General features: G+C 61.4%; 11 protein-coding genes. 5 read left to right on the top strand and 6 right to left on the bottom strand.

What is annotated here, in order from left to right:
• Positions 1–304 precede the first annotated feature (304 nt).
• From BXA01_RS09230 to gap, 6 genes are all read right to left on the bottom strand, one after another.
• On the bottom strand, positions 305–715 hold the full coding sequence (locus BXA01_RS09230) for a YbaN family protein (protein ID WP_076563931.1): 411 nt from the start codon (positions 713–715) through the stop codon (positions 305–307).
• A gap of 166 nt (positions 716–881) precedes the next feature.
• Positions 882–1,478: a biliverdin-producing heme oxygenase gene (locus tag BXA01_RS09225; RefSeq protein WP_076563930.1), complete on the bottom strand. Its 597-nt coding sequence runs from the start codon at positions 1,476–1,478 to the stop codon at positions 882–884.
• 109 nt (positions 1,479–1,587) lie between these two features.
• Positions 1,588–4,173: a TonB-dependent receptor gene (locus BXA01_RS09220; protein WP_076563929.1), complete on the bottom strand. Its 2,586-nt coding sequence runs from the start codon at positions 4,171–4,173 to the stop codon at positions 1,588–1,590.
• Positions 4,174–4,295: 122 nt separating this feature from the next.
• Positions 4,296–5,261, bottom strand: coding sequence for a FecR family protein (locus BXA01_RS09215; RefSeq protein ID WP_076563928.1), 966 nt, complete (start codon positions 5,259–5,261; stop codon positions 4,296–4,298).
• A gap of 101 nt (positions 5,262–5,362) precedes the next feature.
• Positions 5,363–5,890, bottom strand: a complete 528-nt coding sequence (locus tag BXA01_RS09210) for an RNA polymerase sigma factor (RefSeq protein WP_076563927.1) — start codon at positions 5,888–5,890, stop codon at positions 5,363–5,365.
• Positions 5,891–6,087: 197 nt separating this feature from the next.
• Entirely contained in the window at positions 6,088–7,089 is a 1,002-nt protein-coding gene (gap, locus tag BXA01_RS09205; RefSeq protein WP_076563926.1) for a type I glyceraldehyde-3-phosphate dehydrogenase, read from the bottom strand.
• Between the two features lie 220 nt (positions 7,090–7,309).
• Here gap and edd point away from each other — a divergent pair, with 220 nt between their 5' ends.
• The 5 genes from edd (at position 7,310) to BXA01_RS09180 (ending at position 13,956) form a co-directional block, all read left to right on the top strand.
• A complete protein-coding gene (gene edd, locus BXA01_RS09200; RefSeq protein WP_071173347.1) occupies positions 7,310–9,136 on the top strand; it encodes a phosphogluconate dehydratase in 1,827 nt (608 codons plus the stop codon).
• Complete coding sequence (locus tag BXA01_RS09195; protein WP_076563925.1) at positions 9,133–10,092, top strand: glucokinase; 960 nt, start codon at positions 9,133–9,135, stop codon at positions 10,090–10,092. The genes edd and BXA01_RS09195 overlap by 4 nt, the downstream gene beginning before the upstream one ends.
• Before the next feature lie 174 nt (positions 10,093–10,266).
• Positions 10,267–10,998 carry a response regulator gene (locus tag BXA01_RS09190; RefSeq protein WP_016773529.1) on the top strand — a complete coding sequence of 244 codons (732 nt, stop codon included), beginning with the start codon at positions 10,267–10,269 and terminating at the stop codon, positions 10,996–10,998.
• Positions 10,988–12,457 (top strand): ATP-binding protein, encoded by a 1,470-nt coding sequence (locus BXA01_RS09185; RefSeq protein ID WP_076563924.1) that lies wholly within the window; start codon positions 10,988–10,990, stop codon positions 12,455–12,457. Before BXA01_RS09190 ends, BXA01_RS09185 begins: the two co-directional genes overlap by 11 nt.
• 239 nt (positions 12,458–12,696) lie before the next feature.
• Complete coding sequence (locus BXA01_RS09180) at positions 12,697–13,956, top strand: D-mannose isomerase (RefSeq protein WP_076563923.1); 1,260 nt, start codon at positions 12,697–12,699, stop codon at positions 13,954–13,956.
• The last annotated feature ends 56 nt before the right edge of the window (positions 13,957–14,012 follow it).

The raw sequence follows: 14,012 nt of genomic DNA, 5'->3' as shown, positions 1-14,012 counted from the left end.
TGCTGGATTGACTGACCAGCGCGTCGTTCTGGTTGGTCTGGTAGATGTTCATGCTGACAATCAGCACCACCACTCCGAGCAGGCACAGGCCGGAGAGCAGGACGATTTTCAGGCGAATGGAAAGAGAGTCGAACATGGGGCGATCTCGCGAATGGAATAAACAGGTGGCTGGGCCGGGAGCCCGGTTTGCCAAATCCATTCAGCGCCATTCAATCCTCATCGGCGTCGAGCGAAACGGCATGAGGCGCTTGCCGACGGACGGTCGCTGCTAAACGTTTGCGCAGGGGAAAGTGCTGAAAAGGCTTTAATTACAGGGATGTTTCACTACCGCGACGGGTGTTTCCGGGCGCGACCAGATCCACAGGTTGCCCATGGCCATGCCGGCAATCGCCAGATAGATCGGCCAGCCGTGGTCGAGCATCACCAGCATCAACGTCGCACACAGCAGCATGCTGACGGTGGCACTGAGCTTGGCCTTGCGCGCGATGATCCTGCCGTTGCGCCAGTTACTGAGGATCGGCCCGAACAGGCGATGATTTTCCAGCCAGGCGCTCAAGCGCGGCGAACTGCGGGTCGCGGCCCACGCGGCAAGGAGAATGAACTCGGTGGTCGGCAGACCGGGCACGACGATGGCGATCAGGCCAATGCCGAGGCTGACATAGGCCAGCAGGCCGAACAGCAGACGGGCGAGTTTCGAGGTGGCGGGTGTGGGCATGGGCTCGAAGTGGCAATGAAGCGAGTCGGGGATTCTACAGACTTACTGAGTCCTCTGTGGGAGCTGGCTTGCCAGCGATAGCGGTCGATCAGTGACTACAAAGTTGACTGACATAACGCCATCGCTGGCAAGCCAGCTCCCACAGGATTCTCTGCTGTGTCGAGGATCAGGCAGGTTCGGCTTCTGCCGCATAAGCCCGTTCCAGCAGCACGGTAAAGCGGTTGAACGCATCCAGCGCACCTTGCTCAACTTCCGCTTCTTCCTCTGCCGTGAGCGGCAACGCATCGAGGGTGCGCACAAAGCTTTTCCAGCCCTCGGCGCGGCCACCTTGCGGTTCTGCCAAATGCCGGGCGCCAAAGGTTTCGCTCAGATCGAGCGCCACCGCGCGCTTGATCAGGAACGCCGCGCCGAGCTTGGAACCCTCCGACACGAAGATCCAGCCCAGCGCCCGCGCCTTGCTCGGGTTTTTCAGCGCGCCGGCCACCGGCGCCGGGACTTCGGTGTCGAGGTCGGCGAGGTCAGCCCTGGCCGCTTCGGCGCGGCAACGGGCTGGCAGATCCGGGACGATCGCGGTCAGTTCGGCATCGTTGTACAGCTCGACCAGTTCCGCCTGGAACAGGTATTGCGCGACGACGAAACGGGCGAAGCTGGCGCGGGTTTCGAATGGTGCGTGGGCTTTGACCAGCGCATCGAGTTTGCTGTGCGGCTCATGGGTGATCTGGTTCAGGCGTTGCGAACGCAGGGCTTTTTCCGGGGCAGTCATGGAATGTCCTTGATAAATGAGGCGCTTGATAACAAGACGTACGGGCGGGCGGCGGACAGTAAAAAAACCTCATTGCGCAGCGATAACACGCGCAGTGAGGCCGGGCGGATCAGATGTCCCAGATCAGGTTGATCGCGAAGTTGCGTCCCGGTTGGGTCAGGCGATCGAGGTTGGCCGGTTGCGTCACCGAGGCTTCGCCAACGCTGTCGTAACCGCGCACGTCATCCCACAGCCAATACTTCTTGTCGGTCAGGTTGTAGACGCCGCCGCTGACGGTGACATCGTTGGTCACCTTGTAATAGCCGGCCAGATCGAGAATGCCGAAGCCCGGGGTCTTGAACTGACTGCTGACGCCGTCCGGCGATTTGAAATTGCTGTCGTCGACGCGGTCCTTTTTCTTCACCACGGTCCAGCTCAGCAGGCCGCCATAGTTGTCCTGGTCGTAACCGAGGCCGAACACGCCGGTGAGCGGGTTGACGCTGTTGATCGGCTCGCCGCTGTCGTTGTTGCGACCGTAGGCGTAGGCGATCGAGCCTTGGGTATACAGGCCTTGCGGCGCGCCGAACGCGTCCAGATTCAAGCGACCTTTGACTTCTGCGCCCTTGATGGTGGCGCGCTTGATGTTATTGCTCTGGAAGGTCAACTCATCGTCGCCCGGCTTGACCGCGTCCTCGTTGATGAAGTCGCGGTACTTGTTATAAAACACCGCGACGTCGAACGAGCCCTGCTCGAAATTCCCGCGCAGGCCGGTTTCGAAACCTTTGCTTTTTTCCGGCTCAAGGTCGGAGTTGGGCGCCACGGTGTAGCCGGTGGTGTTGTTCTCGAAACGCCCGTACAGCGATTTTGCCGTGGGCGTGCGGAAGCCTTCGGCGTACTGGCCGTACCAGGTGTAGTTGTCCGTCAGTGCATAGGTCAGGCCGAATTTTGGCGAGACTTTGTGCCAGGTCTTGTTCTTGTCGCTGACCGTGCCCTGGCCGTCGGCATTCACGGTGTTGAGGAATTCCTCGGTGATGTGCGGCTTGAGCTGGGTGTAGTCGTAGCGCAGGCCCGGCAGGAAGGTCCAGTCGTTCCAGCTGATCTGATCCTGAGCGAACAGGCTGTAGGTGTTGATGGTCGGATCGGGGAAATCAGAGGCCTTGGCCAGCACGTCCGCCGCACTGGTCGCGCCAATCGCCGTGCAGCCACGACCGACCGCCAGGCATGTGCCGTCGCCGCTGCGTGAACCGGTGACTTTCTGTTGCTTGATCGTGGTGCCGTAGGTCAGCAGGTGATCGGTGTCACCGATGGCGAAGGCCTTGTCCAGTTGCGCGTCGAACACCCACTGTTTTTCCTCGTAGATCGTGTCGCGGGTGCGCAGTACCCGACGCGTCATCGGGTAGTAATACTCTGCGGTACTCTGGTCGGTCTTGGCGATCTGGTGGTTGAGGCTCCACTTGGCGTTATCGGCGAGCAGGCTGTCGAGGGCGAACGAGTGCTCGATGCCGAAACGCTCGCGGGTGATGGTGTCGTTACCGGTACGCCACTGGTACATGCCGCCGGGCAGGATGCTGCTCGGGATGGTCGGCGCGCCGTTGAAGTACGGGCCGCCGTAGGCACTTTTCTGATCGGTGTCGCGATCGTCCTTGTACTTTTCGTAGGTCAGGCCCAGGCGCGAATCGTCGTTGTAGTTCCAGCCGAGCTTGGCCAGGACGTTGGTCGCGCGCACGTCTTCCGGGTTGGCGGCGGTGCGCTCAAGGCCGGTGCCATTGTTGCCGCCGAACGATTCGCTTTCGTGACCGTCGCGCTGGCTGTAATGCAGCAGACCGTCGAACTCACCGCTGCGCCCGGCGACGGTGGCCGATTTCAGCCAGCTGTCATCGGCGGAGCTGTAACCGCTTTTCAGACGCGCGCCGACGTCCTTGCCCGGTTTGATGATGTCGTCGGCGTCCAGCGTGTAGTAACTGACCGCGCCGCCGATGGCGTTGCTGCCGTACAGCACCGAGGCAGGGCCGCGCAGGATTTCCACACGCTTGACGATTTCCGGGTCGACGTAGTTGCGCTGGCTCTTGGCATACGGGCCGTTGAAGAAGCCGTTGGGGATTTCCACGCCATCGACTTGAGTCAGGATGCGGTCGCCGTCGATACCGCGAATGTTGTAGCCGCTGATGCCGCCACGCTGACCGGCACCGCCAACGGAAACGCCTGGCTCGTAGCGCACCAGATCCTTGATGGTGTTGACGTTGTTGCGGTCAAGCGCTTGGCGATCCTGCACGCTGACCGTCGAGGGCACGCTGTTGACCGACTGTTCCTGGCGAGTGGCGCTGATGGTCACCTGATCGAGATTGAGCGTGCCGCTGCTGTTGCGTTTTTCCAGCACGACATTGTTGTTGCTCAGCTTGCGAAAGCTCAGGTTGGTCCCCACCAACAGGCGCTCGAGGGCTTTCTCCGGCTGTAGCGAACCGCGCACGCCCGGCGACGAGACGTTCTGCCCCAACTCGGCCGGCAAGCCGACCTGCCAACCCGTCACGGCGGTAAAGGCATTCAATGCCGAAACCAGTGGTTGCTGGCCGATGGCGAAGGCGTAATCGCCCATGTTGCGTGTCGGTTGCTCGGCGGCCGCCAGCAGCGGTGCGGTGCCAGCCATAAGGATGGCCGCAGTCAGCAGCGACAGTACGCGGGAAGGGGAAGCAGTCTGGCGGGTAAGGCGTGAGGACATCGATAGCGCTCCGTGTCGCACGAATCTTTATAGGTGCTGATCGGCATGGTTAGATGCGAATCAATTGCATTGGCTATAACGAGACGTACTGCCATTGGCTATCGAGTAAAAATAATTCTCATTCAGTTCAGAATCACCAGCGCGGGGAATTCCTGCAGGCGTGCCGAGGTGATGTGGGCGAGGGAGCGGACCACGTCGAGCGGCTGGTCGAGACGGTAATTGCCGGTGACGGCGACGTCGGCCAGTTGCTCGTTGTTGTTGATGATCCAGCCCGGATAGTAGCGGCGCAGCTCGGCCAGCACCTGATTCAGCGGGCAGTTCTCGAACACCAGACGGCCTTCAACCCAGGCCAGATCGGCATTGGCGTCGAGCTTGGCCGGGCGATCAAATCCGTTGGGGCCGATGCGAATGCTTTCCCCGGCGCGCAGGCGCACCCGGGCATCGTTGTGGGTGGCGCGCAGATCGACATCGCCACGCTGCACGTTCACTTGTGCGACCCCGTCGAGGTAGCGCACGGCGAATGCGGTGTCGTGGACGCTGGCCGTAACCGGACCTGCGTCGATCTCCAGCGGCTGATTGCGCCCGCTGGCAATCTCGAAAAACGCCTCGCCCTGAAACAGCCGGGCCACGCGCTGTTGATCGTTGATGGTGCTGGAAAACGCCGAATTGGTATTGAGCAGAACCTTCGAGCCGTCCTCCAGTTGCAGCCGCTGACGCTCGCCGACCACGGTCAGATGATCGGCCTGCAGGCGCATCGGCAGGTTGCTGAAACTGAACAGCCCGAGGATCAACACCGCAGCGGTGGCCAGCGGTTTCCAGTGCGGGCGCAAGCGCTTGAGAAAAGTGATTTTTACCGGTTTTGCCGCCAGGGCTTCGGCGCACAGTGCGACTTGCGGGCCATCCCAGATGGCCTGAGCCTTGGCGAACGCCTCGGCATTCAACGGATCAGCCGCCAGCCAGGCATGAAATTGCCGGGTCTGTTCCTCATCCGGGCTGCCGAGCACGATGAGCCAGTCCAGCGCCTGGTCCATTGCAGCTGCAGCGTCCCGCGCCGAATCGGGCGAAGGCGGGCGGTGGGTATCCGTCACGGTGGTTCCTCAGGGCTTCTGGCGAAGCAGTTTCTAGCTTCGAGCTGCAAGCTGCAAGCCGGATGCGTTACTGCTTTTTGTTTTTACTTGTAGCTTGCAGCTCAAAGCTTGCCGCTGCCGTTATGTCGTTCGGCGACGCCGATGCAGATCGACATGATCAGTTTCAGTTCCTTCTGCACGGTGCTCAGCGAAACATCAAGTTCATCAGCGATTTCCTGATAGCTGTGCCCGTGCAGGCGGCTGAGGATGAAGATCTGCTGCTGGCGCGGGCTGAGTTGGCTGAGGCTCACGTTCAAACGCTCCAGCAATTGTTCGGCATGGGCGGCGTCTTCAGCGCTGCTGGCGGGCGCGGCGATGCTCTGCACCACGTCCTGTGGTACATCGTCGACCATGGTCCGCGCATGAATCTTGCGCGCACGCAAATGGTCCAGCGCCAGATTGCGCGCGGTCTGGAAGACAAAGGGTTCAAGGTGATCGATGGCCCGTTCGCTCAACGCCCGGGTCACGCGCAGGTAGGTCTCCTGCAACAGGTCTTCAGCGGTGCTGTGATTGTTGACCATCCGTTCCAGCGTGCGCAGCAGGGAAGTGCGCTGGGCGAGGAAGACGTGGTTGAAGCGCGATTGACTCACGGGAGGACCTGATCCATTTCGAGCGAATGATAATGCTTATCATCCAGCCGAATGGTCAAGTGCTGATTTCGAATTGAAATCGGATCTCCTGTGGGAGCGAGCCTGCTCGCGAAGGCGTCGTGTAAGTCAGCTCCATATTGACTGACAGAAAGCTTTCGCGAGCAGGCTCGCTCCCACAGGGATTGGGCTAGCCGCAATTATTCGGCGTTACACAACGCCAGGCAGTTATCCAGAATGCGGTTGGAGAAGCCCCATTCGTTGTCGTACCAGGCCAGCACTTTCAGCAACTTGCCACTGACTTTGGTGTGGTTGGCGTCGAAGATCGACGACAGCGGGTTGTGGTTGAAGTCGCTGGAAACCAGCGGCAAGGTGTTGTAACCGAGAATCTTCGAGTGCTGGCTGGCCGCTTTCAGCAGGGCGTTTACTTCGTCGGCACTGGCTTCTTTCTTCAGTTGCACGGTGAGGTCGACCAGCGACACATTGATCACCGGTACGCGCACAGCCATGCCGGTCAGCTTGCCCGCCAGTTCCGGCAGCACCAGGCCTACCGCTTCGGCTGCGCCGGTCTTGCTCGGGATCATGTTCTGCGTGGCCGAGCGGGCACGGTACGGGTCGCTGTGATAGACGTCGGTGAGGTTCTGGTCATTGGTGTAGGCGTGGATGGTGGTCATCAGGCCGCTCTCGATGCCCAACTCGCGATGCAGCACCTGCGCCACTGGCGCGAGGCAGTTGGTGGTGCACGAAGCGTTGGAAATGATCTGGTGCGACTGACGCAGAATGTCGTGGTTGACGCCATAAACCACAGTGGCGTCGGCGCCTTTGGCCGGGGCCGAGATGATCACCTTGCGGGCGCCGGCGCTGATGTGCGCGGCGGCTTTGGCACGGTCGGTGAACAGGCCGGTGCATTCGAACACCACGTCGATTTTTTCTGCGGCCCACGGCAGGTCGGCCGGGTTGCGAATGGCGCTGACGGCGATGCGGTCGCCATTGACCGTCAGGCTTTCGTTATCGTGCGCCACTTCGGCGTCGAAAGTGCCGTGGACGGTGTCGTATTTGAGCAGATGGGCATTGATCGAACTGTCACCCAGATCGTTGATCGCGACGATCTGCAGGTCTTGACGATAGCCTTGGGTATACAGTGCGCGCAGGACATTACGGCCGATGCGGCCAAAACCATTGATTGCGATTCGAAGAGTCATGGAACAGCGCCGCCGTCGTTTTGTTGTTGGAATTACAAGATTATTCGCATAAAAATAGAAAACAAGCCTTTTTAGTGGCAATATTTTGTTTTATCTACAACGAGTGACCTGAATCAACTGGTCCGAATGGTCAAAAAAGCCGTCTGTCATTCCAATAACAACGGCGTTTGATCAGCATAGACAATCAGGTCGCCACATCCGTTAGCCTGGAGTTCTACACATGCATCCCCGCGTTCTTGAGGTCACCGAACGGCTTATCGCCCGCAGCCGCGCCACGCGTCAGGCTTACCTTGCACTGATTCGCGGCGCCGCCACTGACGGCCCGATGCGCGGCAAGCTGCAATGCGCCAACTTCGCCCACGGCGTGGCCGGTTGCGGCAGCGAAGACAAGCACAGCCTGCGGATGATGAACTCGGCGAATATCGCCATTGTGTCTTCGTATAACGACATGCTCTCGGCGCATCAGCCGTACGAAGTTTTCCCCCAACAAATCAAGAACGCCCTGCGCGAAATCGGCTCGGTCGGCCAGTTCGCCGGCGGCACTCCGGCCATGTGCGATGGCGTGACCCAGGGTGAGCCGGGCATGGAACTGAGCCTGCCGAGCCGCGAAGTGATCGCCATGTCGACCGCCGTGGCGCTGTCGCACAACATGTTCGACGGCGCGCTGATGCTCGGCATCTGCGACAAGATCGTTCCGGGCCTGATGATGGGTTCGCTGCGCTTCGGCCATCTGCCAACGATCTTCGTCCCGGGCGGGCCGATGGTTTCGGGGATTTCCAACAAGGAAAAAGCCGACGTCCGCCAGAAGTACGCCGAAGGCAAGGCGACCCGCGAAGAGCTGCTGGAATCGGAGATGAAGTCTTACCACAGCCCGGGCACCTGCACCTTCTACGGCACCGCCAACACCAATCAGTTGCTGATGGAAGTCATGGGCCTGCACCTGCCGGGCGCCTCTTTCGTCAACCCGAACACACCACTGCGCGACGCGCTCACCCGCGAAGCCGCGCATCAGGTCACGCGCCTGACCAAGCAGAACGGCAACTTCATGCCGATCGGCGAAATCGTCGACGAGAAGGCGCTGGTCAACTCCATCGTTGCCTTGCACGCCACCGGCGGCTCGACCAACCACACCTTGCACATGCCGGCCATCGCCATGGCCGCTGGCATTCAGCTGACCTGGCAGGACATGGCCGACCTCTCCGAAGTCGTCCCGACCCTGAGCCACGTCTACCCGAACGGGAAAGCCGACATCAACCACTTCCAGGCAGCGGGCGGCATGTCGTTCCTGATTCGCGAACTGCTCGGCGCCGGCCTGCTGCATGAAGACGTCAACACGGTGCTCGGCCATGGCCTGAGCCAGTACACCAAGGAGCCGTTCCTCGATAACGGCGAGCTGGTCTGGCGCGAAGGCCCGACCGACAGTCTCGACGAAAACATCCTCCGTCCGGTGTCCCGTGCGTTCTCGCAGGAGGGCGGCTTGCGGGTGATGGAAGGCAACCTCGGTCGCGGGGTGATGAAGGTTTCTGCCGTTGCGCTGGAAAACCAGATCGTCGAAGCACCGGCAATGGTGTTCCAGGATCAGCAGGACCTGGCGGACGCATTCAAGGCCGGTCTGCTAGAGAAGGATTTTGTCGCCGTGATGCGCTTCCAGGGCCCGCGTTCCAACGGCATGCCCGAGCTGCACAAGATGACGCCGTTCCTCGGCGTATTGCAGGATCGCGGCTTCAAAGTGGCATTGGTGACTGACGGGCGCATGTCCGGCGCGTCGGGGAAAATCCCCGCAGCGATTCACGTCAGCCCGGAAGCTTATGTCGGTGGCGCTTTGGCACGCGTGCAAGAGGGCGATATCATCCGCGTCGATGGCGTCAAAGGCACCTTGGAACTGAAGGTCGACGCCGCCGAATTTGCAGCGCGCGAACCTGCCAAGGGCCTGTTGGGCAACAACATCGGCAGCGGACGCGAGCTGTTTGGCTTCATGCGCATGGCCTTCAGCTCGGCGGAGCAGGGCGCCAGCGCCTTCACTTCTGCCCTGGAGACGCTTAATTGAAACTGGCTTTGGTCGGTGACATCGGAGGCACCAACGCGCGGTTCGCGTTGTGGCAAAACCAGCAACTGCAATCGGTTCAGGTGCTGGCCACGGCCGACTTTGCCAGCCCGGAAGAGGCAATCGCTCTGTACCTGAGTGGGCTCGGCCTGGCGCCGGGTTCGATCGGCTCAGTGTGCCTGTCGGTGGCAGGTCCGGTGAGTGGCGATGAATTCAAGTTCACCAACAATCATTGGCGGCTCAGCCGCAGCGCGTTCTGCAAGACCTTGCAGGTCGAGCAGTTGTTGCTGACCAACGACTTCTCGGCGATGGCGCTGGGCATGACCCGCTTGCAGCCGGGCGAATTCCGCGTGGTTTGCGAAGGCACGCCGGAGCCTTTGCGCCCGGCGGTGGTGATCGGCCCGGGCACTGGTCTGGGTGTCGGCACCTTGCTCGATCTCGGCGAAGGGCGCTTTGCCGCGTTGCCGGGCGAGGGCGGCCACGTCGATCTGCCGCTGAGCAGCCCGCGTGAAACGCAACTGTGGCAGCACATCTACAACGAGATCGGCCATGTCAGCGCGGAAACCGCGTTGAGCGGCGGCGGCCTGCCTCGACTCTACCGGGCGATCTGCGCGGTGGATGGCCATGAGCCGATACTCGAAACGCCGGAAGCGATCACCGCCGCTGGCCTGGCCGGTGATCCGATTGCTTTGGAAGTGCTCGAGCAGTTCTGCTGCTGGCTCGGTCGCGTCGCCGGCAACAACGTGCTCACCACCGGCGCGCGCGGCGGGGTGTTTATCGTTGGCGGAGTGATTCCACGCTTCGCCGATTTCTTCCTCGCCAGCGGTTTTGCCCGCTGCTTCGCCGACAAAGGCTGCATGAGCGATTACTTCAAAGGCATCCCGGTCTGGCTGGTGACCGCGCCGTATTCCGGCCTCGTTGGTGCCGGTGTGGCGCTGGATCAAGCAACACCTGTATAGAGATCGTTCCCACGCTCCGCGTGGGAATGCCTCAAGGGACGCTCCGCGTCCAGTGACGCGGAGCGTCACGGGCTGCATTCCCACGCAGAGCATGGGAACGATCAACAGGCGACAAATTTTCCAGGTTCATCAGGCATAATCCGCCCCAACTCCAACAACAAGGATGCCTTCGAAGTGAGCTCAGTCAACAAGTCGATATTGTTGGTCGATGACGACCAGGAAATACGCGAGTTGCTGGAAACCTACCTGACCCGCGCAGGGTTCCAGGTGCGGGCCACCGCCGATGGTGCCGGTTTTCGTCAGGCGCTCAACGAGGCGCCGAGCGATCTGGTGATCCTCGATGTCATGCTGCCCGACGAAGACGGCTTCAGCCTGTGCCGTTGGGTACGCCAGCACCCGCGTCAGGCACAGGTGCCAATCATCATGCTGACTGCCAGTTCCGACGAAGCCGACCGCGTGATCGGTCTGGAGCTCGGCGCCGACGATTACCTCGGCAAACCGTTCAGCCCGCGCGAACTGCAAGCGCGGATCAAGGCCCTGCTGCGCCGCGCACAGTTCGCCCACGAACGCAGCGGCAGCGAAGTGCTGGTCTTCGACGACTGGCGCCTGGACACGGTCAGTCATCGGCTGTTCCACACCGACGGCGAGGAAGTGATCCTTTCCGGCGCCGATTTCGCTCTGCTGAAACTGTTCCTTGATCATCCGCAGCAAATCCTCGACCGCGACACCATCGGCAACGCCACCCGTGGCCGCGATCTGATGCCGCTCGATCGCATTGTCGACATGGCCGTCAGCCGTTTGCGCCAACGCTTGCGCGACACCGAAAAACCGCCACGGTTGATCCGCACCGTGCGCGGCAGCGGCTATCAGTTGGCAGCCAATGTGGTTGCCGGCAATGCTCACTGAGTCGCTGGGCAAATTCGTCGGTCGCATACCGGTGCCGCGCTCGCTGCTCGGGCGGATGCTGCTGCTGACTCTGCTGGCGGTGCTGTTCGCGCAGACGCTGTCGAGCGTGATCTGGGTGTCGCAACTGCGCGCCACCCAGCTCGAAGGCCTGGTCACCAGTGCCCGCAGTCTGGCCCATTCGATGACCGCCAGCGTCAGCTATTTCCGTTCGTTGCCAGTGGCCTATCGGCCGCTGGTGCTTGATCAATTGCGCAGCATGGGCGGCACCCGGTTTGTCGTGACGCTGAACGACAAACCGCTGGGCATGGACGTGCTGCCGGTGACGCCGCGCAAGGCTGCGGTGATGCAAGCGGTGGACGAAGTGCTGCGCCAGTCTCTGGGCCATGACACGGATATTTCGGTGACCTTCGTCAGCCCCGAAGACCTGCGGATTTTTAACGCCGGACTGAAACTTGATGAATTGCCGCGCTCCTGGGCGCACTACGCGTTGACGCTTGAACCGGTGAATCCGCCGGTGCTGGTCACGCAGATTCAAATGGCCCCGGGCGAATGGCTGTACATCGCCTCGTTGCTGCCCGAGCCATACACCAGTCTCGAAGAACAAGGCCTGCCGGCGCAGCAGGTGTGGTTTATAGTCCTCACCAGCGGCTTTCTGTTGTTGTTCATCGGCCTGCTGGTGCACTGGCAGAGCCGGCCGCTCAAGCGTCTGGCGCGGGCGGCGCGGGATCTGTCGCTGGGCGCCGACGTCGAGCCGGTGGCGGAGGGCGGTGGCAGTGAAGTGGTCGAAGTCGGCCGCGCGTTCAACACCATGCGCGAACGCATCAGCCGCTACCTGACCGAACGCAGCCAGTTGTTCAGCGCGATTTCCCACGACTTGCGCACGCCGATCACCCGCCTGCGCTTGCGCGTCGAACTACTCGAAGACGAACAGCTGCAAGCCAAGTTCGGCCGCGATCTGGATGAGCTGGAGCTGCTGGTCAAAGGCGCGCTGCAATGCGTGAAAGACACCGACATCCACGAGAACATCGAGCCCGTGGATCTCAATCATGTCCTCGATTGCCTGGTCGAGCCGTATCTGGCGCCGAACGGCAATGGCCGCGTCACCCAGCATGGCCGCGCGCTGTCGGCGTATCCGGGCAAACCGCTGGCGCTCAAGCGCTGCATCGGCAACCTGATCGACAACGCCTTGAAGTACGGGCAGAACGCGCATCTGCACATCGATGACGATGACAGCGCCTTTGTCTTGCACGTCGACGACGAAGGCCCGGGCGTACCACAGCAACGGCTGGAGCAGGTGTTCGAGCCGCACTTCCGCCTGGCGGGGCAGCAGCAGGGCTACGGACTTGGTCTGGGCATTGCGCGCAACATTGCCCATAGCCATGGCGGCGAGGTGACGTTGCAGAACCTGCGTGAGGGTGGATTGCGAGTGACGTTGCAGTTGCCGCGCAGTGTTGATTAGCCAGACCGCGTTATCGTTCTTCGCGAGCAGGTCGAATCGTCGCACCGTCGCTCCCACAGTGATTGCATTCCACCTCCAGAAACACAGTTGAATGTGGGAGCGAGCCTGCTCGCGAAGACGTCAGGCGCATCAATCCAAATGTCACAGGTCAGTGACAAACCCCGTCCCCTTCGTTACAAGCCCGCCCCGGCCCGTTGTTTAGACTGCCCGCAGTCCTAACAACAAAAAAGGGTCACGCCATGGACACCTTTCACCCAGACTTCAGCAGTTGGCTGAACGCCCCTGCCCACCAGCAATGGCTCGCCGCCGAAGGCCTGCGTCTGCTGGATTTCGCCAAGGCTGCGAAGCTGCCCGAAGGTTTCGGCAACCTCGATGAGCGCGGCCGTTTGCCGGCGCACGCGCAAGCCGAAACCATGAACACCGCACGCATGACCCACAGCTTCGCCATGGCCCACATTCAGGGCCTGCCGGGGTTTGCCGAGCTGGTCGACCACGGTATCGCCGCGTTGCGCGGGCCACTGCGTGATGCGTTGCACGGCGGCTGGTTTGCGGTTGCCGGACACCGCGACGACAACACTGGCAAGAACGCCTACCTGCACGCCTTTGTCGCGCTCGCCGCCAGCTCCGCCGTGGTCGCACAACGGCCCGGCGCTCAGGCCTTGCTCGATGACGCAATCGACATCATCGACACTTATTTCTGGAGCGAAGAAGAGGGCGCCATGCGCGAATTCTTCAATCGCGACTGGAGCGAAGAAGAAGCCTATCGCGGCGCCAACAGCAACATGCACGCGACCGAAGCATTCCTCGCGCTGGCCGATGTCACCGAAGATCCGCGCTGGCTGGTGCGCGCCCAGCGCATCGTCGAGCGGGTGATCCATGGCCACGCTGCGGCCAACGATTACATGGTCATCGAACACTTTGATCGCGACTGGCAACCGCTGCGCGAATACAACCACGACAATCCTGCTGACGGTTTCCGTCCTTACGGCACCACGCCGGGCCACGGTTTCGAATGGGCGCGCTTGCTCCTGCACCTTGAAGCCGCACGGGTACAGGCCGGCATGCTTACGCCGGGCTGGCTGGCGACTGATGCGCAAAAACTCTTCGAAAACAATTGCCGGCACGGCTGGAATATCGATGGCGCGGCGGGCATCGTCTACACCCTCGACTGGCACAACAAAGCCGTCGTTCGCCATCGCCTGCACTGGACGCATGCCGAAGCCAGCGCCGCCGCCAGCGCCTTGCTCAAACGCACCGGCGACGCGCAATACGAAGCCTGGTACAGACTGTTCTGGGAATTCTGCGAGACGAATTTCATCGACCGCTGCCACGGCAGCTGGCACCACGAACTCAATCCGCAGAATGTGCCAAGTGCCGATATATGGCCGGGCAAGCCCGATCTGTATCACGCCTGGCAGGCTGTGCTGATTCCACGATTGCCGCTGGCGCCAAGCATGGCCACGGCTTTGGCGCGGTTGTCCCGGCCTGTTCCTGTGTAACCATGTCGTGACATTTACGCGTCCCTTCGTTACCTGCGAAGCGAAACGCTCTGTTT

Origin of the sequence: Pseudomonas sp. B10, from assembly GCF_900156235.1 — a bacterium.
Taxonomy (GTDB): domain Bacteria; phylum Pseudomonadota; class Gammaproteobacteria; order Pseudomonadales; family Pseudomonadaceae; genus Aquipseudomonas; species Aquipseudomonas siliginis.
This window is presented reverse-complemented; position numbering and strand designations above follow the sequence as displayed.